The organism is Sporichthyaceae bacterium, from assembly GCA_036493475.1.
GTDB lineage: Bacteria > Actinomycetota > Actinomycetes > Sporichthyales > Sporichthyaceae > DASQPJ01.
Genome location: DASXPS010000013.1, coordinates 12,558 through 35,928, shown reverse-complemented (window position 1 = coordinate 35,928; position 23,371 = coordinate 12,558). Strand labels below are relative to the sequence as shown.

The 23,371-nt window shown below is 68.9% G+C and carries 27 protein-coding genes; 18 read left to right on the top strand and 9 right to left on the bottom strand.

Annotation, left to right across the window (positions count from 1 at the left end; genetic code table 11):
- Positions 1 to 137: 137 nt before the first annotated feature.
- Positions 138 to 1,364: an acetyl-CoA C-acetyltransferase gene (locus VGJ14_01475; GenBank protein ID HEY2831067.1), complete on the bottom strand. Its 1,227-nt coding sequence runs from the start codon at positions 1,362 to 1,364 to the stop codon at positions 138 to 140.
- A gap of 13 nt (positions 1,365 to 1,377) precedes the next feature.
- On the bottom strand, positions 1,378 to 2,118 hold the full coding sequence (locus VGJ14_01470) for a DsbA family protein (GenBank protein ID HEY2831066.1): 741 nt from the start codon (positions 2,116 to 2,118) through the stop codon (positions 1,378 to 1,380).
- A gap of 136 nt (positions 2,119 to 2,254) precedes the next feature.
- Here VGJ14_01470 and VGJ14_01465 point away from each other — a divergent pair, with 136 nt between their 5' ends.
- Positions 2,255 to 3,124: an aldo/keto reductase gene (locus VGJ14_01465; GenBank protein ID HEY2831065.1), complete on the top strand. Its 870-nt coding sequence runs from the start codon at positions 2,255 to 2,257 to the stop codon at positions 3,122 to 3,124.
- A 7-nt stretch (positions 3,125 to 3,131) separates the two neighbouring features.
- Here VGJ14_01465 and VGJ14_01460 read toward each other — a convergent pair whose 3' ends face one another.
- Together VGJ14_01460 and VGJ14_01455 are read right to left on the bottom strand one after the other, a co-directional pair.
- A complete protein-coding gene (locus tag VGJ14_01460) occupies positions 3,132 to 3,719 on the bottom strand; it encodes a TetR/AcrR family transcriptional regulator (GenBank protein ID HEY2831064.1) in 588 nt (195 codons plus the stop codon).
- Between the two features lie 39 nt (positions 3,720 to 3,758).
- Positions 3,759 to 4,388 carry a class I SAM-dependent methyltransferase gene (locus VGJ14_01455; GenBank protein ID HEY2831063.1) on the bottom strand — a complete coding sequence of 210 codons (630 nt, stop codon included), beginning with the start codon at positions 4,386 to 4,388 and terminating at the stop codon, positions 3,759 to 3,761.
- Positions 4,389 to 4,545: 157 nt separating this feature from the next.
- On the opposite strand from VGJ14_01455, the gene VGJ14_01450 reads away from it, so the two are divergent.
- The 13 genes from VGJ14_01450 to VGJ14_01390 all read left to right on the top strand — a co-directional run bounded on the left by VGJ14_01450 (position 4,546) and on the right by VGJ14_01390 (position 16,714).
- Entirely contained in the window at positions 4,546 to 4,824 is a 279-nt protein-coding gene (locus tag VGJ14_01450) for a hypothetical protein (protein HEY2831062.1), read from the top strand.
- 122 nt (positions 4,825 to 4,946) lie between these two features.
- The gene (locus VGJ14_01445; GenBank protein HEY2831061.1) at positions 4,947 to 6,260 is read left to right on the top strand and encodes a hypothetical protein; all 1,314 of its coding nucleotides are present in this window, start codon (positions 4,947 to 4,949) and stop codon (positions 6,258 to 6,260) included.
- Positions 6,260 to 6,562, top strand: a complete 303-nt coding sequence (locus VGJ14_01440; protein HEY2831060.1) for a hypothetical protein — start codon at positions 6,260 to 6,262, stop codon at positions 6,560 to 6,562. Before VGJ14_01445 ends, VGJ14_01440 begins: the two co-directional genes overlap by 1 nt.
- Positions 6,559 to 7,119: a hypothetical protein gene (locus VGJ14_01435; GenBank protein ID HEY2831059.1), complete on the top strand. Its 561-nt coding sequence runs from the start codon at positions 6,559 to 6,561 to the stop codon at positions 7,117 to 7,119. Before VGJ14_01440 ends, VGJ14_01435 begins: the two co-directional genes overlap by 4 nt.
- Positions 7,112 to 9,022, top strand: a complete 1,911-nt coding sequence (locus tag VGJ14_01430) for an ABC transporter permease (protein ID HEY2831058.1) — start codon at positions 7,112 to 7,114, stop codon at positions 9,020 to 9,022. The genes VGJ14_01435 and VGJ14_01430 overlap by 8 nt, the downstream gene beginning before the upstream one ends.
- Positions 9,019 to 10,521, top strand: coding sequence for an ABC transporter substrate-binding protein (locus VGJ14_01425; protein ID HEY2831057.1), 1,503 nt, complete (start codon positions 9,019 to 9,021; stop codon positions 10,519 to 10,521). The genes VGJ14_01430 and VGJ14_01425 overlap by 4 nt, the downstream gene beginning before the upstream one ends.
- 27 nt (positions 10,522 to 10,548) lie before the next feature.
- Complete coding sequence (locus tag VGJ14_01420; protein HEY2831056.1) at positions 10,549 to 11,244, top strand: ABC transporter ATP-binding protein; 696 nt, start codon at positions 10,549 to 10,551, stop codon at positions 11,242 to 11,244.
- A gap of 169 nt (positions 11,245 to 11,413) precedes the next feature.
- On the top strand, positions 11,414 to 12,160 hold the full coding sequence (locus tag VGJ14_01415) for an SDR family NAD(P)-dependent oxidoreductase (protein ID HEY2831055.1): 747 nt from the start codon (positions 11,414 to 11,416) through the stop codon (positions 12,158 to 12,160).
- Between the two features lie 31 nt (positions 12,161 to 12,191).
- On the top strand, positions 12,192 to 13,241 hold the full coding sequence (locus VGJ14_01410; protein ID HEY2831054.1) for a TIGR03617 family F420-dependent LLM class oxidoreductase: 1,050 nt from the start codon (positions 12,192 to 12,194) through the stop codon (positions 13,239 to 13,241).
- Between the two features lie 20 nt (positions 13,242 to 13,261).
- The gene (locus VGJ14_01405; GenBank protein ID HEY2831053.1) at positions 13,262 to 14,077 is read left to right on the top strand and encodes an enoyl-CoA hydratase/isomerase family protein; all 816 of its coding nucleotides are present in this window, start codon (positions 13,262 to 13,264) and stop codon (positions 14,075 to 14,077) included.
- A gap of 148 nt (positions 14,078 to 14,225) precedes the next feature.
- On the top strand, positions 14,226 to 14,603 hold the full coding sequence (locus tag VGJ14_01400; GenBank protein ID HEY2831052.1) for an STAS domain-containing protein: 378 nt from the start codon (positions 14,226 to 14,228) through the stop codon (positions 14,601 to 14,603).
- A gap of 43 nt (positions 14,604 to 14,646) precedes the next feature.
- Positions 14,647 to 15,249, top strand: a complete 603-nt coding sequence (locus tag VGJ14_01395; GenBank protein HEY2831051.1) for an NAD(P)H-dependent oxidoreductase — start codon at positions 14,647 to 14,649, stop codon at positions 15,247 to 15,249.
- A gap of 46 nt (positions 15,250 to 15,295) precedes the next feature.
- Positions 15,296 to 16,714: an MFS transporter gene (locus VGJ14_01390; protein ID HEY2831050.1), complete on the top strand. Its 1,419-nt coding sequence runs from the start codon at positions 15,296 to 15,298 to the stop codon at positions 16,712 to 16,714.
- A gap of 51 nt (positions 16,715 to 16,765) precedes the next feature.
- On the opposite strand, the gene VGJ14_01385 is transcribed toward VGJ14_01390, so the two are convergent.
- On the bottom strand, positions 16,766 to 16,948 hold the full coding sequence (locus tag VGJ14_01385; protein HEY2831049.1) for a hypothetical protein: 183 nt from the start codon (positions 16,946 to 16,948) through the stop codon (positions 16,766 to 16,768).
- 56 nt (positions 16,949 to 17,004) lie between these two features.
- Entirely contained in the window at positions 17,005 to 17,505 is a 501-nt protein-coding gene (locus VGJ14_01380; protein ID HEY2831048.1) for a hemerythrin domain-containing protein, read from the bottom strand.
- Positions 17,506 to 17,598: 93 nt separating this feature from the next.
- Here VGJ14_01380 and VGJ14_01375 point away from each other — a divergent pair, with 93 nt between their 5' ends.
- The 3 genes from VGJ14_01375 to VGJ14_01365 all read left to right on the top strand — a co-directional run bounded on the left by VGJ14_01375 (position 17,599) and on the right by VGJ14_01365 (position 18,938).
- Positions 17,599 to 18,153, top strand: coding sequence for a type 1 glutamine amidotransferase domain-containing protein (locus tag VGJ14_01375; protein ID HEY2831047.1), 555 nt, complete (start codon positions 17,599 to 17,601; stop codon positions 18,151 to 18,153).
- 69 nt (positions 18,154 to 18,222) lie between these two features.
- Positions 18,223 to 18,543: a MerR family transcriptional regulator gene (locus VGJ14_01370; protein ID HEY2831046.1), complete on the top strand. Its 321-nt coding sequence runs from the start codon at positions 18,223 to 18,225 to the stop codon at positions 18,541 to 18,543.
- Positions 18,544 to 18,602: 59 nt separating this feature from the next.
- Entirely contained in the window at positions 18,603 to 18,938 is a 336-nt protein-coding gene (locus tag VGJ14_01365) for an STAS domain-containing protein (protein ID HEY2831045.1), read from the top strand.
- Here VGJ14_01365 and VGJ14_01360 read toward each other — a convergent pair whose 3' ends face one another.
- The 3 genes from VGJ14_01360 to VGJ14_01350 are packed head-to-tail and all read right to left on the bottom strand — an operon-like array spanning position 18,939 to position 22,268.
- Positions 18,939 to 20,807, bottom strand: a complete 1,869-nt coding sequence (locus tag VGJ14_01360; protein ID HEY2831044.1) for a CheR family methyltransferase — start codon at positions 20,805 to 20,807, stop codon at positions 18,939 to 18,941.
- A 26-nt stretch (positions 20,808 to 20,833) separates the two neighbouring features.
- On the bottom strand, positions 20,834 to 21,832 hold the full coding sequence (locus VGJ14_01355; protein HEY2831043.1) for a chemotaxis protein CheB: 999 nt from the start codon (positions 21,830 to 21,832) through the stop codon (positions 20,834 to 20,836).
- Positions 21,833 to 21,881: 49 nt separating this feature from the next.
- On the bottom strand, positions 21,882 to 22,268 hold the full coding sequence (locus tag VGJ14_01350) for an ANTAR domain-containing protein (GenBank protein HEY2831042.1): 387 nt from the start codon (positions 22,266 to 22,268) through the stop codon (positions 21,882 to 21,884).
- A 163-nt stretch (positions 22,269 to 22,431) separates the two neighbouring features.
- Between VGJ14_01350 and VGJ14_01345 the strand changes: the two genes are divergently transcribed.
- Positions 22,432 to 23,370: an AraC family transcriptional regulator gene (locus tag VGJ14_01345; protein ID HEY2831041.1), complete on the top strand. Its 939-nt coding sequence runs from the start codon at positions 22,432 to 22,434 to the stop codon at positions 23,368 to 23,370.
- Position 23,371: the final 1 nt, after the last annotated feature.

Genomic DNA, 23,371 nt, shown 5'->3' with positions numbered 1-23,371 from the left:
ACGCGGCCGCGATCAGCCCGTTGTGCCCCGACCCGGCAACGATCACGTCCACGGTGCGGTTGCCGGGAGTCCCCGTTACGGTCATGCCGTCCGTTATAGCCGACAACTGAACACTATGTCCAGATATAGTGTCCAGGTCAGCGCAGGCGCTCGATGACCATGGCCATGCCCTGGCCACCGCCCACGCACATGGTCTCCAGGCCGAACGTGGCGTCGCGGGCCTGCAGACCATTGAGCAGCGTGGCGGTGATCCGGGCGCCGGTCATGCCGAACGGGTGACCGACGGCGATCGCGCCGCCGTGCACGTTGAGCTTGTCCCCGAACGGGTCCAGCCCCAGCCCCCGGGCCGAGGGGATGACCTGCGCTGCGAACGCCTCGTTGAGCTCGACCAGGTCGATGTCGTCGATGGTCATGCCGGCCCGGCCCAGCGCCTGCTTGGACGCCTCGATCGGGCCCAGCCCCATGATCTCCGGGGACAACCCGGTGACGCCGGTGGACACGATGCGGGCCAGCGGCTCGATGCCGAGCTCGCGGGCCTTGGTGTCACTCATGATGATGACCGCCGCGGCGCCGTCGTTGAGCGGGCAACAGTTGCCCGCGGTGATCCGGCCGTCGGGACGGAACACCGGCTTCAGCTGGGACACCGCCTCCAGCGTGACGCCCGCCCGCGGGCCGTCATCGTGCTCCACCACGGTGCCGTCGGGCAGCGTCACCGCAGAGATCTCGCGGGCGAAGAAGCCGTCCGCGATGGCCTTCTCGGCGAGGTTCTGCGAGCGCACACCGAAGGCGTCCATCTCCTCGCGGGAGATGCCCTCGAGCAGCGCGACGTTCTCCGCGGTCTGCCCCATCGCCAGGTACACGTCGGGTACGCCGCCGTCGTTGCGCGGGTCGTGCCAGGCGGTGATGCCGGCGGCGCCGTAGCCCTCGCTGTGTGCCTGCGCCTGCGCGAAGAACGGGTTCTGGGTGTCCGGCAGCGAGTCGCTGCTGCCCTTGGCGAACCGGGAGACGGTCTCCACACCGGCGGAGATGAACACGTCACCCTCACCGGCCTTGATGGCGTGTAGCGCCATGCGGGTGGTCTGCAGCGAGGACGAGCAGTAGCGGGTGATGGTGGTGCCGGGCAGTCGGTCCTGGCCGAGCAGCACGGCCACCACTCGAGCCATGTTGAAGCCCTGTTCGCCGCCGGGCAGACCGCAGCCGAGCATCAGGTCGTCGACCTGCTCGATCGGCAACTGCGGGACCTTGGCCAACGCCGCGCGGATCATCTGCGCGGTGAGGTCGTCGGGGCGAATCGTGGTCAACGAGCCCTTGAACGCACGGCCGATGGGGCTGCGTGCGGTGGCGACGATGACGGCCTCGGTCATGTTCCCTCCCGGTTCATTGCACTCGCTGACGGCGACTGCCGCCGTGCCAATCCTCCACCTTGCCGACAGTGTTCGCGTCCAGGCCGAACACCTCCAGCTGCGGGCGCTCCCGCAGGCTGCGCTTGAGCTCGGCGAAGCCGGCGTAGCGGGCCAGGCCGAGCACGTGGTCCCACAGTTCCACGGCGTCGGCGGCCGCCGGCTCGCGGGAGATCACCGGGCCGAAGAAGGCCACCCCGTGTGGTGGGTCCACGTGCAGGATCGGGGTGCCCACGTCCTTGCCGGTGAGCGCGCGCGCCTGCTTGGTCTCCTGCCGGATCTCGTCGTCCCACGAGGAATCGTGCAGCGCGTCGAGGAATTCCAGCGACAGTCCCGCGTCCTGCAGCGCGGCGGTCACCATCGGGGAGTTACCGGTGACCGCCAGGCGCTCCTCGGTGTTCGCCCACTTGGGCCGGTCGAAGACCTGCTTGCCGTAGGCGAGCTGCAGCCGGTCGGTGGCCTGCGGGCCCAGCGAGGCGCGGGCGGCCGCGGCCACCCGCAGCATGCGCAGGCCGGCGTTGTGCCCGGCCTCGTACTCCGGCGGGAACATGGCGTCGTAGTCGACCTGCTCGTTGACCAGGCGCAACGAAATGAGCTTCCACTCAACCCGGTAATCCTTCGCGGCCTGCACCAACCGAACCCACTTGCTTGTCATCCAGGCAAACGGGCAGACCGGGTCGAAGTAGAAATGCAGGTCGGCTTCGGAAGGGGTGGGCATGCATCCGCCAGATCTCGAGTTCGGTTCTCCATTGAGTTCAAGTCCATTCCAGCCGCGTCGATTCCCGGACCGGGAATGTGTCGGCAGGGTGCGGCCTTGACCTCGAGGAGCACCGTCAACCGCCGGAGGAACAGCCATGACCACGTCCACCGCCCCCGCCCGCGCCGCCGGCGAGTTCCGCATCGGCGGCACGCTGCCCGTGGTGCGGCTGGGCTACGGCGCCATGCAGCTCACCGGACCCGGCGTGTGGGGTGACCCAGCCGACCCGGACGAGGCGGTACGCGTGCTGCGCCGCGCGGTCGAACTCGGGGTGAACTTTCTCGATACCGCGGACTCTTACGGTCCGGTGGTCTCCGAGCAGCTGATCCGCAAGGCCTTGCATCCCTATCCCGCCGACCTGGTGATTGCCACCAAGGCCGGCCTCACCCGGCACGGCCCGAGCATCTGGCAGCCGGTGGGTCGTCCGGAGTACCTGCGCCAGCAGTGCGAGATGAGCCTGCGCAACCTCGGCCTGGAGCAGATCCCGCTCTACCAGCTGCACCGCATCGACCCGCAGGTACCGGTGGCCGACTCGGTCGGTGAGCTCAAGGCCCTGCAGGACGAGGGAAAGATCGGTCACATCGGGCTGTCCGAGATCACCGTCGAGGAGCTGCTCGAGGCGCAAAAAACCGCGACCATCGCCACCGTGCAGAACCTCTACAACCTGTCCAACCGCAGCGCCGAGGCGCTGCTGGAGCACAGTGAGAGGAACAACATCGGCTTTATCCCGTGGTTCCCGCTGGCCACCGGTGAGCTGAGCAAACCCGGTGGGCCGCTGGCCGAGATCTCCGAGCAGCACGGGGCCTCGCCCTCGCAGCTGGCGTTGGCCTGGCTGCTGCGCCGCTCCCCGGTCATGCTGCCGATCCCCGGCACCTCCAGCGTGGCCCATGTGGAGGAGAACATCGCGGCGGCGCAGGTCGAACTCAGCCAGGCCGAGTTCGACGCGTTGGCCGCCGCGACCGGCTGACGGCCCGTCAGCCGGCGTCGGCGGCGAGCACGCCGGTCACCAGCAGTGGGATCGACTTGCTGAACTCGTGAAACGGCGTCGCGGAGTGCTTGGCCCGGGCCACCACGATGCACCCCTGGATCCCGGTGACCACCAGCGAGGCGAGCTGATTGCCCTGCGCCTCGGTCAGGCCCTTGGCCATCAACTCCCCGCTGATCGCGCCGATCCACACCCCGAACGCCTCGGTGATGGCCGCCTGCAGCTCCGGGGACTCGATCTCGCCGCTGGTGATGATGCCCATCAGCGGACAGCCCAGCTCATAGCCGGAGTTGACCAGCCGCTTGCGGTGGAAATCGACCAGTTTCTGCAGGAACGGGACCGGCTCGGCGATCTTGCGCGAGTAGTGGGTGACCAGCTCGCCCACCTCGCGACGCACCTTGTCGACCACCTCGATGGCGAGCTCGAGCTTCCCGTTCGGGAAGTGGTAATAGATCGAGCCGCGCGGTGCGTCGGCGCGCCCGATGACGTCCAACATCGTGACGCCGTAACCACGCTGGCTGAGCAGTTCCTCACCGGCGCTGATCATGCGCGCGCGGACGTCGGTCCGACTGGCCACCGGGAACTCCTTCAGGGGATGTCGGCGTTATGCACGCAATCATAAACGCGGGGTGACCGCCCCCAGGATCAACGGACGAACCAGTGGGGGCATCAGCTTCCATTTGCCACCCCGCAACGGCGCGGTGTTGAAACCGGCCGCGGCCAGCAACGAATCGGTGTCCAGGTTGCAGTTGCAACCGCAGGCGAAGGCCTTCCACGGCCGGTGCAGCCGGTTCTGCGCGGCGCGCAACGCCCGGCCGTCGGTGGCCTGTACATGCTCGATCAGCAACAGCTTCCCCCCCGGCCGCAACACCCGGCGGATCTCGGTCAACGTGGCAGTCGGATTCGCCACCGTGCACAGCACCAGCGTGCTGACCACGAAGTCGACGCTGTTGTCCTCCACCGGCAGGTGCTCGGCCGGCGCCTGCACCACCCGCGGTTCGAGCCGATGCCCGGCTGCGGCCCGGCGCACCTTGGCGAGCATGGCGTCCTCGGGCTCGGTGAGCGTGAGTTCCTTGACGGCATCGGAATAGTGACGCAGGTTCAGCCCGGTACCCGCGCCGATCTCCAGCACCGCGCCGTGAGCCTGACTCACCAGGTCGTGGCGCATGCGGCGCATGCCGGCCAACTCCCCCGAAGCCAGCACCGGGTTGTAGATGGCCGCGAACAGTCGGGGATAAAGGGCCATGGTCACGGTCCCGTCGCTGGTGGGGAGCCCCCTTGCATACACCCGCCGGCTGACGCACAGCAATGCCGAAGCGGTTCGCCCCGCGGCGCGAGGGTAAGGGCCAGCGGACACGCCACGGGTGTCCCGCCCGCCACCATCAGCCCGAAGGAAGTGCCAGATGAACTTGACCGAGACCGCCCGCAATGCCGTGCACGCCCTGACCGTCGACTCACCGAACAATGCCGGACTGCGCATCGCCACCGGCGAATCGCACAACGGCCAACACGGGCCGGTATTGACGTTGAGCGTGGCGGCCGGGCCGCAGCCCGACGACCAGGTGCTCAACGAGCAGGGAGCCCGGGTGTTCCTGGAGCCGGACGCCGCCTACATCCTCGAGGCGCAAACCCTCGATGCCGAAATGGACGAGGCGCACCAGGTGAGCTTCTTCGTCCGCTGATTGTGCTCCGAACCCAAAAGGCGTTTAACCGTCCCCTTAACTAGGCCCCTTCATGCCCGCGAAGGGAGGGGATTTATGCGGACCCGGGTTCCATTCAGCCGTCATATCCGTATATTCCGCCTATGACGTACGCCACGCGTATGGCGTCGCTTGCCGCCGTCGTCGCACTTACCGGTGCGGTCGTGCTGCTGCCGGGCGGGCGCGCCGCCGCTGATTCCACCTACTCGGCCAGCACCGAGGCCGGTGGGCTGCGCATGTATCTGAGCAACGAGTCGGTGCCGTTGGGCATCCAACCCGAGGTTTCCGGTCCGTACGCGATCGCCACGCAGAACTCCATCGAGCAGTCCGATGCCATGGCCTCCACGCCGTACCCGGGGGACGCGGGCCAAAGTCTGCCCAGCACCGTCGCGGGCAGCACCGGCGCGCCATTGCCGGCGTATCCGTTCATCGTCACCACCAGCCTGGGCGACCCCCCGGCGCGGCTGAGCTACCCCGGTATTGATCTGCGCGCGGAGAGCGCCCAGACGCTGACCCAGGCCAGCGCGACCGGCGGCGGGGACAGCGTCGGGGCCATCTCCACCGCCCGGGTGCTGCGCGACGGCGACACCGTCACCGCCGATGGGTCCACCGAGGCGAACCTCATCCGGCTCGGCGACGACCTGGTGATCAGCGGCCTGCACGCGACGGCGATGGCCGGCCGGGACGCCTCCGGCACGCTGACCCGATCGTCGGAACTGGCCTTCACCAGCCTGTCCGCAACCGGTCTGACCTTGACCCTGCCGCCACCGCCCGGAACCAACGGACCGAGCCAGAAAATCTCCCCGCCGGCCATCAGCCTGGTCGACGGCAAGTTCCGGGTGATCGCGCCCGGGCAGTCGGCGAATGACACCGAAGTGCCGGTCGCCGACGTGGTCGCCGCGCTGACCAAGGCCGGGTACCACACGGTCTATCAACAGCCCCAGCAGACGACCAACGGCATCACGGGCGCCGGGCTGCAGATCAACACCACGCTGCCCGCCCCGCCGCCGGGCACGCCCGGTGGGTTCTCCGGGGAGACCCCGGTGACGTTGGCGTTGGGTCTGGTCAAGGCCGAGATCACCTACGCGGGTGGGGGCGAGCAGCAGCCCTCGATCGGCACCGGCGCCCCGGCCGGCACCACCCCGGCCGCCGGCGCCCCCGCGGTGAGCACGCCGGCCACGGCGGGCCTGCTGCCGCCGGGCACGGGGGGCACCCCGACCACCGGTCTCAGCACGGCGCCGGCCGGCAACCCCGCGCTGACCGTGCACGTGCCGCCCACCGTTGACTTCACCACCCTGGCCGCCGCCACGGCCGGCCAGAAGCAGCCCGACGTCGGCTGGATCTACTCGCTGGTGGCCGCCGTCGGCCTGTCCGCACTGGTCGGCACCGTGCTGCTGGCCTATCGAGGAGTGCGCTGATGGACCTGGTCAAAGTTCTGCAGGCGCAGTGGGACCGGGTGGCCGCCATCAGCGCGGCGCTCGCCGGGGCGATCCTGCTGATCGTCGGCTGGTACCACGTCAGCGACACCGGCTTCGTGTCCAAGCAATTGCCGTACATAGCCTCGGAGGGGCTGGGCGGGGTCTTCCTGCTCGGCATGGGCGGGATGCTGTGGTTGTCCGCGGACCTGCGCGACCAATGGCGCGAACTGCGCGCCATGCGCCACCGCCTCGACGCCACGGGTGAGCCGATCGGGGCGGCGACGGCCGGCGCCGGTCGATGACCTCGATCCCGATCAGCGGTACCCGCGCGTCGGCGAAGCGGCGGGCGGCCTCCCACCGTCCGGTTGCCCTGCACGACGGACGGGAGCCGTGGGCACGTCGGGATGCGCTGCTGCCCGGCCTGTTCATCGTTATCGGTCTGGTGTTGTTGGTGGTCGGTTGGTTCGGCATCAGCGACGCGGTCGCGCTGGAGCGACAAACCCGATGGCTGGCGCTGGGCATCATCGGGCTGATCGTCGGCGGTATGGGCATGGTGGTCTGGCTGCTGGCCGCGATGATTCGGATCAGCCAGCTGCGTCGCGCGGTGTACGCGGAGATCGACCGCCGGGTGAGCGCGGGCGAACGTGCCGCGGTGGCCGGGGTCGCGGCGCCCACCGCGGAGGTGGCTGTCGGGTTCGGCGTGGCGCCGGGTATGCGTCACTACCACGGCGCGGATTGTCTGATGCTGCAGGGGAAAAAGGCCACCTTCGCCGCGGAGTCCGACCTCGCCAAGGCGGGCCTGCAGGCGTGCGGCGTGTGCCTGCCGGCCGCCACCGGTGGGGGCGGCCGTCATGCATAACTACGTGCCCTATCTGGTCTTCGGCGTCGTGTACGGCTCGATCTACGGCCTGGCCGCCATGGGCTTGGTGCTGACCTACCGCACCTCGGGTTTGTTCAACTTCGGCCACGGCGCGCTGGGCGCCGCCGCCGCCTATGTGTTCTACGAGCTGCGCGACCAACACGGGATGTCCCGCGTGCTTGCCGGGTTGATCGCCATCGGCTTGTTCGGCGTGGTGCTCGGCCTGATTCTGGAGGCGATGGCCCGGCGGTTGGCGCGGGTACCGGTGTCCTATCAGATCGTCGGCACCATCGGCATTCTGCTGCTGGTCCGCGCGGTCATCACCTGGATCTACGGCTCGGATTTCCGCCAGTTCAAGGCGTTCCTGCCGCGCGACAAGGCGTTCAGCATCTCCGGGGTCGCCGTGGCGAAGGACTCGGTGATCATTTTCATCGTGGTCGCGGCCTCGGCGCTCGCGTTGTACCTGCTGGTCGAACGTTCTCGACTGGGCACCATGATGCGCGCCGTCGTGGACGACCCGGCGCTGCTGGACACCGCCGGGGTGGCCCCGGCCGCGGTCCGCCGTCAGGCCTGGGTGATCGGCTCGGTGTTCGCCGCCGCGTCCGGTGTGCTGCTGGCCTCCCAGCAACAGGAACTGGATGTCACCTTCCTTGCTCTGCTGGTGGTGCAGGCCTTCGGCGCGGCCGCCCTGGGCGCGTTCCGCAGCCTGCCGATGGCCTACGCCGGCGGCATCGGCATCGGCATCGCGCAGAAATTGGTGTCCAAGGAGACCGCCAGCCACGAGTGGTTGCAGGGCCTGGACTTCAACCTGCCGTTCATCGTGCTGTTCATCGCGTTGCTGGTGCTCGGCCGTCATCGGCTGGGCGACCTGGGCGGGCAGGTGCGCGCGCGTACCGCCCCGCCGCTGCACCTGCCGCCACGGCTGCGCCTCGGCGGCGGCGCGGTGGTGCTGCTCGGCGCCTTGCTGGTACCCCACGTGGTGGGTACCCGGCTGCCGGTGTGGATCTCCGCGATGAGCCAGGTGCTGCTGTTCCTGTCCCTCGGCCTGCTGGTGCACACCTCCGGCCAGGTGTCGCTGTGTCAGGTGGCGCTGGCCGCGGTCGGCGGCGCGGCTTTCGCGCACGCCGTCGGCGGCGGGGTGCCGTGGTGGCTCGCCGTGCTGTGGGCCGGGCTCATCACCGTCCCGGTCGGCGCGATCGTGGCCATTCCCGCGATCCGGCTGTCCGGGTTGTTCCTCGGACTGGCCACGTTGGGCTTCGGCATCTTCATCGCGCAGTTCTTCTACACGAAGAGCTACATGTTCGGCCTGGCCGACCTGCAGACTCAGCGGCCGCACGGTTTCTCCTCCGACACCCGCTACTACTACCTGCTGCTCGGTTTCGCGGTGGTCGGCATCGCGCTGATCCTGGCCATCCAGAACAGCCGACTGGGTCGACTGCTGCGCAGCCTCGGCGACTCCCCGACCGCGTTGGCCACACTGGGCACCTCGGCCAACGTGACCCGAGTGCTGGTGTTCTGCATCTCGGCGTTCCTCGCCGGCATTTCCGGCGCGCTCTACGCCGGCCAGTTCGGCTCCGTCGGCGGTACCGGGTTCAACTTCGTGATGTCGTTGATCCTGCTGGCGGTGCTGGCCGCCGCCGGTCACTCCACCATCGTCGGCGCGGTCCTCGGACCGGTGCTGGTGTTCGTCCTGCCGGCCTACAACCACGGCTGGAACGACGCGTTGCAAACCCTCTTCGGCGCCGCGGCGATCCTCGCCGCGGTCTTCGCCACTACCCGACCGGACGTGCCACTGCGCCACCTGGCGCAGCAGTGGGCCTGGCGTCGGGAGAGCACCACCGCCGCGCGGCTGTCTGCCGGGCCCGCGGCACGCACCCCCTCCGCGCTGGGAGCGAATCGATGAACAAGACATGGCGCCGAATCCCGGCGGTCCTCACCGCCGGCCTGTTGTTGCTCAGTGCCTGCGGCACGCGGGCCTCCGATACGCAGATCGCGGCCGAGTCCGGGGGCACCGGTTCGCTGACCCCCGCGATGCTCGACCAGATCAAGCAGGCGGCAGCCGCCGGCGCCGCATCCGCGGTCAGCGCCAGTGGCGCCACCGCCGCGGCCCCGGTGGCCGGGGCCCCCGCCGCGGAAACCGGCGGCACGGCACCGGCGGGCGGCGCAGCCACCGCGACGGGCACCAGCCCGGCGGCCGGAGCGGCCAGCGCCACCACGCCGACCAAGGCGGGCGCCAAGAAGAACCCCGTCACCACGCAATCGGCCGCGGCGGCGGGTGCCCCCGCGACGTGCACCAAGCAGGGCGACCCGGTGGCGATCGGGCAGGTCGGCACGTTCTCCGGAGTGACCGGACCGGCCTGGACCGGCGGCCGCACGGCGCTGGCGATCTGGGTCAAGGACGTCAATGACCGCGGCGGGCTGGCCTGCCACCCGGTCAAGCTCTACTTCGGCGACGATGCCGGTGACCCGGCGCGCTCCTCCGCGCTGATCTCGCAGTTCGTCAAGGACGACCACGTCATCGCCTTCACCGGCGGGCACAACGACTTCAGCATGGCCGGTTTCAAGCAGGGTCTGGAGGCCAACAAGGTACCGGCCGTCGGCGGCGACATCATCGCGCCGGAATGGTACGGGTCCAGCCCGTACCTGTTCCCGCAGGGCGCCAGCGTCGACGATCAAGCGGTCGGCATCATCAAGCAGAACGTGGCCGCCGGCAGGACCAAGGCCGGGCTGTTGTACTGCGTCGAGGTCAAGGCGTGCACCTACCTAAACTCGGTCGCCAAGGTCCTGGCCAAGAGGGCGGGCGCGACCTTCGATTACAGCTCGGCGATCTCGCTGACCCAGACGGACTTCACCGCCCAGTGCCAGAGCGCGAAGAGCGCCGGCGTCACACAACTGCTGCTGGGCATGGACGGCACCGAGATGGCCCGGGTGGCCCGCTCCTGCCAGGCGATCGGATATCAACCCGCCATGGGCGGCCTCGGCGGCACGATTTCCCCCGGCCAGTCCACGGATCCGACGCTGCGTCAGTTCACCCTGGCCACCGCGACGGGCACCGCGCCCTGGACGGAGAGTTCGACGCCGGGCCTGAAGGCGTACCAGGACGCGATCGCCAAGTACGCGCCGGGCGAGCAGACCTCCGGCTCCTCAGTGCAGATGTGGACCGCGGCGAAGCTGGTGGAGGCCGCAGTGGCCGAGCTCGGCAGCGCCGCACAGGGCACGCTGACCTCGGCGATGATCATCGACGGGCTGCACAAGATCCACAACAACAACCTCGGTGGTCTGACCGGGCCGTTGACGTTCGGGGCCGGCCTGCCGAAGAGCAACGGCTGCGTGTTCTACGAACTGCTCACCACCAAGGGTTGGTCCGCGCCGGTCGGCGCCAAGCCGGTCTGCGGCGTGTAAGCCAACCTGCCGGAAAGGTGAAGTCGCATGCTCGAGCTGCGTGAGCTGTCCGCCGGCTACGGCACCAGCAGGGTGCTGCACGACATCACGTTGGTGGTGCCCGCCGGGTCGGTGGTCGCGCTGCTCGGCGCCAACGGCGCGGGCAAGACAACGATGCTGCGGGTGGCCGCCGGGCTGCTGCCCCCGCAGGCCGGGGAGTTGCTGGTCAACGGCCGCAACGTAACGGGCGCACCCCCGCACGAGCTGGTGAAGCACGGGGTGTGCCACATCCCCGAGGGCCGCGGGGTGTTCCAGGGGCTGACCGTGCGGGAGAACATCGTGGTGCAGTCCCAGCGCGGGCAGGAACAGGCTGCGATCGCCAAGGCCGCCGAGGCGTTCCCCATCCTGGGCAAGCGCTTGAGCCAGGTCGCCGGGACCATGTCCGGCGGTGAGCAGCAGATGCTGGCCCTGGCCAAGGCCTACGTGCAGAACCCGACCACCGTGCTGCTCGACGAGGTCTCCATGGGCCTCGCGCCGATCATCGTCGATGAGATCTTCGAGTTCCTGCACCGCCTCGCGGCCGGCGGCGCCAGCCTGCTGCTGGTCGAGCAGTACGTGACCAAGGCGTTGGCCCTGGCCGATTACGTCTACCTGCTGCAGAAGGGTCAGATCGTCTTCGCCGGCGAACCCGGCGAACTTGACGGCGAGGACCTGTTCGCCCGCTACCTCGGCCACGCGGCGTAATTCTCCCCGAGTGTGCAGTCGTGCAGGTTTTCCGAGGCGTTAGGGCTGCACAACTGCACACTCGGGTGACTTGCGCAGGTCCACCGTCAGAGGGGCCCGGCGGCGTGTGGATGGAGAGGGCTAGGCTCGCGCTACTCCTTAGTAGGTTTGAGTAGCGAGGGGATCGGCTATGGCCGAGATCGCGGTGGTTACCGGTGGCGCGGGCGCGATCGGGGCCGCGGTGTGCCGCCACCTCGCGGCCGATGGGCGTCGAGTGGTGGTGCTCGACCTCGACGAGAAGCCGGCGCTGGCGCTGGCGGGCGAGCTGGCCGGCGACGGCCACGTCGGTCTGGGGGTGGACGTCTCCGACACCGCCGCGGTAAAGGCGGCCGTCGATTCGGTGGAGACCGAGCTCGGCCCCATCGTCAGCCTGATCAACGTGGCCGGCTGGGACCGCTTCGTGCCGTTCGTGGATAGCACCCCGGACCTGTGGGACAAGGTCATCGCGATCAACTACCGCGGCCCGTTGAACACCGTGCACGCGGTGCTGCCGCGGATGATCGAGCGCGGCAGTGGGCGCATTGTGTCGGTGGCCTCCGATGCGGCCCGGGTCGGCTCCTCGCTGGAGGCCGTCTACGCCGGCGCCAAGGGCGCGGTGGTGGCCTTCTCCAAGAGCGTGGCCCGCGAGGTCGCCAAGCACGGCATCACCGTCAACGTGGTGTGCCCCGGACCCACCGACACCCCGCTGATCCACCGGATGGCCGGGGAGCTGGGCACCGGCGACAAGTTCGTCGACGCGCTGAAGAAGGCCATCCCCATGCGCCGGCTGGCCGATCCGGACGACATCGCGCCCGCCGTGGTGTTCCTGGCGTCGGACGGCGCGCGCTTCATCACCGGCCAGACGCTGTCCGTCAGCGGCGGCCTGACCATGGCCTGAGGACCCATCACACCTGCGACAGGGAGAGCTCATGAAGTTCGATGTGATGGTCGGCCCGAGCCGGTGGACCGAGGTGGCCGAACTGGCCCGGCGCACCGAGCAGGCCGGGTTCACCGGGATGACCTTCGTCGACACCGGTCAGACCCCGTGGATGAGCATCGCGGCCGCGGCCACCGCCGCGCCGTCGCTGACGTTCACCACCGGCATCGCGGTGGCCTTCCCGATGAGCCCGATGATCGCCGCGAACATCGCCTGGGAGCTGGCGGACAACACCAACGGCCGCTACCGGCTGGGGCTGGGCAGCCAGGTGCGGGCGCACATCGAGCGCCGCTACGGCGCCGCCTTCGACCCGCCCGGCCCGCGCATGCGCGACTACCTGCTCGCGGTCAAGGACATCCTGGCGGCGTTCCGGCGGGAGAAGAAACTCGACCACCACAGCAAGCACTACGACCTGACCCTGCTGCCGGAGGCGTTCAGCCCGCAGTTGCACGCCTACGGGGATATCAAGGTGGACATCTCCGCGGTGGGTCCGTGGATGGTGGCGATGGCGGGCCAGTACGCCGACGGCATCCACGTCCACCCGCTGCACTCCATGCATTACCTCGAGCATCGCCTGCTGCCCGACCTGCAGCTCGGTGCGGACAAGGTCGGGCGCTCCCCCGCGGAGGTGGACCTGCTGATCCCGGTGTTCGTGATACCCGGCGACACCCCCGAGGAGCGTGCGTTCCTGGTGCGCCGAGCCCGCAAGCAGATCGGCTTCTACGGGTCCACCAAGAACTATGCGTTCCAGTTCACCGACCTCGGTTTCGACGGCGTCTCGGAGGCGCTGAACACCGCGCTGAAGGCCGGCGACATCGACGCGCTGGCCAACACCATCACCGAGGAGATGCTCGACCACTACGCGGTCATCGGCCCCTGGGATGAGATCGCCGACCGGCTGGTGACCCGCTACGGCGGCTTGGCCGAACGGGTCATCTCCTACCTCACCGTCGACGACTTGACGCGGCACCCGGAGCACCTCGGCAGGTGGAGCGAGATCGCCCGTACCGTCCGCGACGCCAAGCCCGCCGCCCGCCGCTGACCCGTCCCGAAAGGACCCTTATGGCCATCGACTTCGCCGCCGTCTACCCGACCCTGACCTTCGACCGTCCGGCAGACGGCATCCTGCGCATCACGCTGGACGGTCCGGGGCTCAACGCGGTGTCCCCGGACGGGCACCGCGAGCTCTGCGACGTGTGGCTGGACGTGGACAAGGATCCGGACACCCGGGTGGCGATCCTGCGCGGCGCGGGCAAGGGCTTCTCGGCCGGCGGCAGCTTCGAGCTCGTCGACTCCATGATCGGCCAGACCGGCAAGCGCATGGGCGTGCTGCGCGAGGCCCGTGACCTGGTGTGGAACGTCATCAACTGCTCGAAGATCATCGTCAGCGCCATGCACGGCCCGGCGGTGGGCGCAGGCCTGGTCGCGGGTGTGCTGTCCGACGTGTCGATCGTCGCGCGCACCGCACGCATCATCGACGGGCACACCCGCCTCGGCGTGGCCGCCGGCGACCACGCGGCGATCTGCTGGCCGCTGCTCTGCGGCATGGCCAAGGCCAAGTACTACCTGCTCACCTGCGAGACGGTGACCGGCGAGGAGGCCGAGCGCATCGGACTGGTCTCGTTGTGCGTGGACGACGACCAGCTGCAGGACAAGGCGCTGGAGGTGGCCGTGCAGCTGTCGAACATGGCCCAGCCCGCACTGCGGTTCACCAAGCACACGCTCAACCACTGGTACCGGCAGGCCGGGCCGATTTTCGACGCCTCGCTGGCGCTGGAGTTCCTCGGCTTCGGCGGCGACGATGTGGTGGAGGGCCTGGCCTCGCACCGGGAGAAGCGGGCGCCACGGTTCCCCAGCGTGCTCGATCCGCAGTTCTGAGGCCGGAAAAACGTACCTCAGCACGACACGCCGGACATGTCGTTTGCCCGCCGCTAGCGTGGGGTAACACCGCGACAACCTCTAGCTACAGGGGCAACTTATCGGCGCCGCGATGCCGCCATATCGCGCCCCAGTATCGGAGCTCGTGGTGACCCCGGATATCGAAGCAACCGCCGCTGACCTGGTGGTCATCGGCCAAGGTCTGTGGGCCCGGGTCGAACCGGGTGCCATGACCTTCCACGGCGACGTCGACCTGGCCACCGAGCGCCAGTTCCGCTGCGCGGTGACCGCCCAGGCTTGCCGCCAGGGTGGCGCGCTGACCGTTGACTTCACTGCGCTCAACTTCCTGGACAGCGGCGGCATCGGCGCGCTGTACGCGATGGCCAACGACCCGGAGCTCACCCTCTCGCTGCGGGTGCTGGCGGGCTCGATCGTCGACCGGGTGCTGGTGTACAGCGGCATGGACCGGATCCTCACGATCGAGCGGGTGCAGCCAGGCGTACCGCCCTCCAGCGCCGTCGCCTGAACCCGGAGCGCATCGGCATCCCCGGTTGGGGAATGCGCACCGCATGACCAACGCGCTTGCACTGGTGTGCACCCTGAAGAAGAGCCCGACGCCATCGTCGACGGAGATTCTGGCCCGCGAGGTGCTGGACGAACTCGCCGAACACGGCGTGTCCGGCAACCTCATCCGGGTGGTGGATCACGACGTGCGGTTCGGCGTGAGCGTTGACGAGGGCGACGGTGACGCCTGGCCGACGATCCGGGAGCAGCTGCTGCGCTCGGAGATCGTGGTGTTGGCCACCCCGATCTGGATGGGTCAACCGGCCTCGGTGGCCAAGATGACGATGGAGCGGCTGGACGCTGAGCTGTCCGAGACCGATTCCTCCGGTCGGCCGACCATGTCCGGCAAGGTGGCCCTGGTGGCCGTCGTCGGCAACGAGGACGGTGCCCACCACGTGGTCGCGGAGACCCTGCAGGCGCTCAACGACGTCGGCTTCTCGGTCGCGCCGGCGGCCGGCACATACTGGGTGGGCGAGGCCATGGGTTCGACCGACTACAAGGACCTGGAACCCAAACCCGAGAAGACCCGCGACACCACGCGCACCGCTGTCGCCAACGCCGTGCATCTGGCGGGCCTGCTGAAGGACCACCTCTATCCCAAGTCCTGAGCTCCAGAGCCCGACCCGCCCGGCGGGCTCCGCGTCGCACCCGCGGATGGTGCTGTTCACCGCGTGCCTGGCGTTGTTCATGTCCACGCTGGACAACTCCGTGGCCAACGTCGCGCTGCCCCAGATCGGGCGCAGCCTGAACGCCGGGGCCGCCCAACTCCAGTGGGTGGTGGACGGCTACGTCGTGGTGCGCGGCGCCCTGTTGCTCACCGCCGGCGCACTGGGCGACCGGTTCGACCGGCGCCGGGTGCTGCAGTACGGCTTGCTGGTGTTCGGTCTCGGTTCGCTGTTGTGCAGCGTCGCCCCGAGCTCGGAGTTCCTCATCGCGGCCCGGGTGCTGCAGGCCACCGGCGGCTGCTTCCTGGTACCCAGCAGCCTCGCGTTGGTTTCCGACGCCTTCCCCGATCCGGGCGATCGCGCCCGCGCCATCGGCATCTGGAGCGGCACCACCGCGGCCAGCACCGGACTCGGTCCCCCGCTGGGCGGCTTGCTGGTGCAGACCGCCGGCTGGCGCAGTGTGTTCTGGATCAATCTGCCGGTGGTCGCCCTGGCATTGGTTCTGACGAACCGTCACGCCCCCAGCGGGGCCGGTGACCGCACCCGCAGACTCGACCCGGTGGGTCAGGTGCTCATTGGCGTGGCGCTTTTCGCGGGCATCTGTGCGTTCATCGAGTCCACCGCCGCGGGCTGGACGGCGCCGCGGGTGCTCGCGCTGTTCGTCGCGTGCGCGGTGACCCTGGTGGCGTTCGTGATCGCCGAGCGGCACGTCGCCGAACCGCTGCTGGCGCCGGCTCTGTTCCGCAGCCGCGCGTTCAGCACCGCGGCGATCGTGGCCGCGACCGCGTTCGTGATCTACGCGGGCTTTCTGTTCGTGAACACCCTGTATCTGCAGGACATCCGCGGCTACAGCCCGCTGACCGCGGGCCTGGTGGTGGTGCCCGCCACCATCGGCAACCTGGTGCTGTCCCCGTTGTCCGGGCGGTGGACGGCGACACACGGGCCAAGGCGGCCGGTGGCGGCGGCGTCCGTGGCGATGTTGCTGGGTTCCCTCGCCCTGCTGGTCGGAGTGCGACACAACGCCCTGCCCGCACTGATCGCCGGCTACGTGTGCATCGGCTCTGGGGTGGGTTTGGTGAACGCGCCGATTACCAACGCCGCGGTGTCCGGACTGCCCAGGGAACGGGCCGGAGTGGCCGGCGCGGTCACCAGCATGTTCCGCCAGGTCGGCAACTCGTTGGGCGTCGCGCTGTTCGGCACGCTGACGTTGAACGGCCTCGGGTCCGCGCGTAACGCCGTATTGCGCGGGCACCGGACGACCCGCACCGCCGGCGCCTTCAGCCGCGGCCTGCAGCACGCCTACCTGTGCGCGGCCGCCTTCGCGGTGCTGACGCTGGTGGCGTCGTTGATCGGCTTCAGCCGGGTCGGCGAGTGTGCACCGGAGTTGCCCGCGGACGAGCACGTCTGACCCGGACATGACGATGCCCCGACACCGCGGTGCCGGGGCATCGAGCGGTGATCAGCGCCGCACGTTCTCCCCGATGTCCTCGGCCTTGTCCTTGGCCTCGGTCATCTTCTGCTTGCCCTCGTCCGGCATCACGTCATTGTCGGTGGCCATCTGCTTGCCGCGTCCCATGACATCCTCGCCGGGCTCCTGTTTGCCCTGACCCATCACATCGGACTTCTTGTTCATGTCCGCCATGTCGGCCTCCTTTCCTGGCTACTACCTCGACTACCCGCCCCGCGCCCGAACACTCGTCAGGACAGCACCGCGTCGACGGCCTTCTTCAACGCACTCGGTTGGCTCGGCCGGGTGGGCGCGTTCGGTCGCATCTGCAGCATCTGTGCACCGATCTCCTGCAAGACCTTCCGGCCCAGCGCTTCGCGCACCTGCGGGAACCAGCCGGTCTCCTCCTCATCGATGTGATGCGTCACGTTCTCGATGAGGACGCTGACCTTGGCATCGAAGTGCTCGTTGTCCGGGGTCATCGCCGCTAACTCCATGCACAGCACGTCGGCGACATGGTGCTCCTCGAAAGACTCCAAAATCTCGGAGTTCAGGTCCGGCACCAGCGAGCGCACCTGTGGATAAACGCACTCGTTCTCCAGGTACGTGTGCACGGTGAGTAGCTCGATCATCTTGTCCACCAGGCGCGCCTTGCCGACCTTGGCGTTGTCCCCGGCTGCCTGGAACTCCCGGAAAACGCGCTTCACCTCATCGTGGTCCTCACGCAGCATGACGATGGCGTCTGTGCTCACGGACTGCTCCTTCCCCTAACTTTCCGGCCTCTGCCCTGGCCTTCCCCATGGTCTTCGGGGCATGCCGGCAAAGCCCGCGGGTACACCCGCCTCATGAAGGCCGACACGCTCACCGGCAGACGGATCGCGATCCTGGCGACCGACGGCGTGGAACGCGTCGAGTACGAACAGCCCCGCCGCGCACTGGAGGCCGCTGATGCCGCGGTGGACCTGATCTCGCCGCGGGCCGGCACCGTACAGTCGCAGGACTCCGACCTGAACCCGGCCGGGGACCTGAAGGTCGATCGATCACTGCAGGAAGCACTGCCCGAGGACTACGACGCACTGCTGTTGCCCGGCGGCACGGTGAACCCGGACCGGTTGCGTATGGACTCCGAAGCAATGGGCTTCGTGCGCGCCATGGTCGCGGCGGGCAAGCCGGTCGCGGCGATCTGCCACGGCCCGTGGAGCCTGGTGGAGACCGGCGTGGTGGCCGGTCGCAAAATGACCTCCTGGCCCAGTCTGCGCACCGACATCGAGCGCGCCGGTGGCCAATGGGTGGACGAAGAGGTCGTCGTGGACGGCCCGTTTGTCACCAGCCGCAAGCCCGACGACCTGCCGGCGTTCTGCGCCGCCATGGTCGAGCATTTCGCCACCCACGCGGACTGAACAGACCTACCATCTCGGTTGTAGATACTCTGGAGCCATCAGCGGAGTTGTCCGCCGGCCTGGAGGTAGGTGGGGTTGAGCAAGGTTGAACGCCTGGATGACGACGATTACCCCTCCGTCACCATGGGCCGGGCCGCCGAATTGCTCGGCGTGCAGCCCGCGTTCCTGCGCCGACTCGACGCGGCAGGACTGATCTCGCCGGAGCGCTCCGTCGGCGGTCACCGACTCTATTCGCGTCGCCAACTCGAGCTGGCCACCCGCATGCGTGCACTGCTCGACGAGGGCCTGAGCCTGGAGGGCGCCGCGCGCGTCCTGGCGCTGCAGGACGACCTCGGCGCGGCTCGGGAGCGCATCACCGAGCTCGAGGATGAGCGGCAAACGGGCGACTGATACCTGTAGCAACAAATAGAAGTTTACTGTATCGCGAGACGTCTATTATCTTGTATGACATGGTTACCTCCGAATCCCGGCTCGCGCCCATGGGGGAAGGCCTGTGGGCGCGCACCCTGCCCGACGGCCTCATGCTGTTCGGCGATCTCGACGTGGTCAGCGAGCAGTCCTTTCGGCGCGCGGTCAGCGCCCGAGCCCGCCGCGATCGGGGCTCGCTGGTGGTGGACGTGACTCAGCTGAACTTCCTGGACGGCCGCGGTCTGGCCGCGCTGTTCGGCCTGGTCGAGGACCACGTGGACTTCTCGCTGCGGGTCCGGGCCGGGTCCCTGGTGGATCGCGTGGTGCAGATCAGCGGCTTGGAACAGGTGATCCGGATCGAGCGGATACCCGCCTGATCAGCCCTCGGCGGGGCCGTTGCTCGCCTCGTCCAAAGTCGGCAGTTCGTCCACCACGAGCACCACCCCGCTCGGCTCGCCGCCCGCCTCGCGCAGCGCCGAGCCGACCACGCGGATCTCCACCGTGCGGCCGCGCCGGTTCATCGCATCCATGCGCAGCTCCCCGCTCGACTCGTCGAGCAGCAACCGGCGGATCATCGGCTTGATGGCCTCCACCGGTAGTCCGCTGTCCAGCGACAGCAGCTGCCGGCCGACGACCTCACCCGCCCGAAGCCCCCAGAAGTCCTCGGCCCGGGCGTTCCAGGTGCGCACGATGAACTCCCGGTCCACCACCATCACCGCGGAGCGCAGGCTGGCCAAGATGGCCTCGGTGTACTCGCCGGCGTCGTGCAGTTCCTGGGTGCGATCGCGCAGTTCGTCGTTGATCGAGCGCAGCTCGTCGTTGGTCGACTGCTGCTCCTCGTTCATCGTCTCCAATTCCTCGTTGGTCGACTGGAGTTCCTCGTTCGTGGTCTCGAGTTCCTCGACCGTGGACTGCAGTTCCTCGTTGGTGGTCTCCAGCTCTTCGACCGTGGACTGCAGCTCCTCGTAGGCGGTCTCCAGTTGCCGGTTGGCCGATTCCAGGTCGTTCTGCAGGTCGCGGTACCGGGTGACGTCAGTCCCCATGACGGACACCCCGATCCCCTCCCCGTTGCCGCCGAGCAGCGGCGCGACCAGTAGGTCCAACACCCGGTGGTCCTCGGCGGAGCGGTCCCATTCGACCTCGCGCAACCAAACCGGTCGGCGCTCGGCGAGCACCTGATCGATGGCGGGGCTCAACATCACCGGTCGGAAGGCGATTTCCAGCTCGCGCATCGGGCGGCCAACGCCATGGGCGGCCAGTCCGAACAGCGACTCCGCGCGGGGATTCATCCCGGCCAGCACCCCGTCCGCATCGACCAAGAGCGTGGCCACCGGACTGACCATCATCGCCTGGTGGTGCAACCGGTCGACCCCGAGCGGAGCCGTCCGCTCCAGCAACGCCCGCGAGGTGAGCGCCGGGGCGCCACCTCCCGCACGCCGCACCGGCCGGAAAAAGCGACGGCGCAGATCCACCGGCCCGAACAACGTGCTGTGCGAGAGCAACATCTCAGCCTTACCGAGAAAGAGCACGCCGTCGGGCCGCAGCGCGAAATGGAACCGGTCCAGCACCTTCGCCTGCGTCTCGGCGTTGAAGTACATCAACGTGTTGCGGCAAACCAGCAGGTCGACGCGACTGATCGGCGCATCGGAAACCAGCTCGTTGCGGCCGAAAATCACGCAGCGGCGGAAGTCCGGACGGAACGCCCACCGATTACCGCCCGCCTGATCGAAATAGCGTTCGCGCAGGTCCGGCGGCACGGGGCGCATCTCGCGTTCGCCGTAGGCGGCCGTGCGGGCCACCGCCAGGGCGCCCTCGTCAATGTCGGTGGCGTAGATCTTCACCCGCTGGCGAAAGGCGTCCGGGCTCAGTGCCTCGGCGAGCACCATGGCGACCGAGTAGGCCTCCTCACCGGTCGCGCAGCCGGCACTCCACACCCGGATCGGAGAGTCGTTCGGTTGGTTCGCCAGCAGCTCCGGCAGCAACGTGGAGCCAAGATGGGACCATGCGTCCTGGTCCCGGAAGAAGCCGGTGACGTTGATCAGAATCGTGTCGAAAAGGGCCCCGAATTCGTCGGGGTTGATCGCCAGGTGGTCCTGGTACTCCGCGTAGCCCTTGCTGCCGATGAGCTCCATGCGACGGGTAACCCGCCGCATGAGGCTCGGCCGCTTGTAGCCGGTGAAGTCGAAGCCACGGGCGTCGCGTAGGAACTCCAGCAGTTCCTCGAACTCCCGGGACTCCTCGGACATGCCGGCACGTTACCCCCCCGGCGCGCTCAGGTGGCGACCGCCGGCCCGACCCGCCCCTCCCGCAGCAGCCCGCGGATCACCGCCGCCGAGGCGTCCGCCTCGGCCGCTCGTTGCTGATGCGCCCGTTGGAACGTGCCGCCGTCGCGGTGGCTGAGTTTGCGGAGCACCGCGGCCCGCTCCTCCAGTGAGCGGATCGCCGACCACAGCGCCGCCTCGACCGCGGAAACCTGCTCGACCAGCAGGGTCTCCGGGGACCAGGCGTGCCCCACCCGGCACCGATAGCGGATCAAGGTGCCCTCTTGAATCTCGAACATCGCGCCCTGGCAGTCCGGGCAGGCAACGCCGGCCGGACGGCCGGGTCGATCAGGATCGGCATGAGCGTCCTCGTCCAACTCGGCCACCCCCGTCTCCACCAACAGGACCGGATCCAGCGGCGGCACGGCCGCCTCATCCACGGGCTGCTTGCACAGCTCGACCACCGCTGCCGCCAATTGCTCGGGGGTTGCCGCCACCGAGTCCGGGACGGCCGCCCGAGCCGCCGACGGCATCCCCGAATACATCGCCGTCTTTGGGTCCTGCACCAGCACCACGCCGCCCCGGGCGGCCACCGCGTGCGCGCCCGCAGCGCCGTCGTCCAACGCCCCGGACAGCACCACAGCGACGGTCCGCGGGCCCCACCACCGTGCCGCGCTGCGGAACAACACATCCACCGCGGGGCGGTAACCGTTCTCCCGCGGGCCCGAACTCAGGCCCACCCGGGTGGGGCCGACCAACAGGTGATGGTCGGCCACCGCGACCACTACCGTGCCGGCGGTCAGCGGCATCTCGGGAGCCGCGGATCGTACCTGCAGCGGACATACCCGGCTCAGAATCGGGGCCAGCGCGCTGGGCGCGTCGGGCGGGATGTGCAGCACCACGCACACGCAGGCGCACAGATCGGCGGGCAGGTGCCCAAAGAACTCCCGCAGCACCTCCACGCCCCCGGCGGAGGCGCCGACCACCACGACCCGGTCGGCCTCGCTCATTGGCCTACCCTTGCCGCACGGCCAACGGTGCTTCTGGTGAGCTCGTCGCTCACGACATCACGTCTGCCCCGGCGCGGCTGCTCACCACATCGGCCGCGACGTCGGCCACCCGCCGGTTGAGCCGCATGGAGGCCTCCCGGAGATGCTCGAATGCGGCGTCCTCGTCCACCGACAACCGCACCATGAGCATCCCCTTGGCGCGTTCGATCACGCCGCGGTTGGCCATGGCGATCCGCAAACCATCCAGCTCTGCCTCGGCCTCCTCCAGCCGGGTGCGCAACCCGTCGACACGGCTGTACGCCGATACCCGATCGCCCTGCGCGGCGGCCGCGCCCATCACCACCGCTCGGCGCTGTTCGAGGTCGTCCAGCGAGCTTGCGATGCCCGCCAACCGGGTGCGCATCGCTTCCAGTAGCCGGTCCGTCTCCTGAGTCATCTCGCCTCCCTCGGTCGAACTACCCGGGGATCGCACGGCAACCGCAAAACGGTTATCGTGACGTTTACCGGTCAAGGCGCGGCTGCCTGTTTGTCGCATGCCAGGAAGTGCCGCCATGGCCGCTCTATTTGTAGCCGACCGCCCACCTCCCGTTCCCGAACGTGTGCGCGTACAGCGAGCCGAGGGACCGTCCGCGCTGGCCGCGTTGATCGGTCGAGAGTACGCCCGGGTTCATCTGCGTTGCCAGGGTGAGCCGCAGTGGATGCGCATCACCCAGGTTGCGCTGCACAATGCCCGGCTGGATCGCATCAGTTCCCGCACCAACTGTGAGCTGAGCGTTGACCCACTCGGCGCCTGGCACGTCGGCCGCCTGGAGGCAGGACGGATCACGGTGCTGACGGATGGTCAGGCGCAGGTTTTCGGGCCCGGCCAGATGTACCTGCTCGGGCCGGGTCAGCGATTGCGCATCAAACTCGAGGATCCGCAGTTGGACCTGGCGGTCATCCGTCCGGCGCTGCTCTCCGAGGTCACCGCGGGCGCCGCCGCCACACTGCCCCCGCTGCCGGCCACCGCACCCTCCGACGACGCGGCACAAGCCTGGTCGCGGGCGTATCACCACATCCGCAAGACCGTGACGAGCGACGGACCGATACCCGCGGCCGTGGTGGTTGATGCGCTGGAGCGACTGCTGGTCGCGACCACGCTCGCGTTGTGGTCGCGAACGGACGGCGACATGCCGGCGATCGTTCGCAGCGAGCGGGACGGATACTCCGAAACGCTTCGTCGGGCCATCGCCTTCATTGAGTCCTCCCCCGCTGCCGACATCTGCATCGATGACATCGCGGATGCCGCCTGCGTCACCGTGCGCGCGGTGCAGTTGGCGTTTCGTCGCCAGTTGAACACCACGCCGATGGCCTACCTGCGCGACGTTCGATTGGCCTGTGCGCACGCCGAGTTGCAGAGCGGTGATGCCAAGGAGACGGTCGGATCCATCGCCAAGCGCTGGGGCTTCGGCAACGCCGGTCGCTTCGCGGCCGCATACCGCGCTACCTATGGGCACCCGCCCCTCACCACACTGCGGAATTTACGTACCCCGGCCTGAG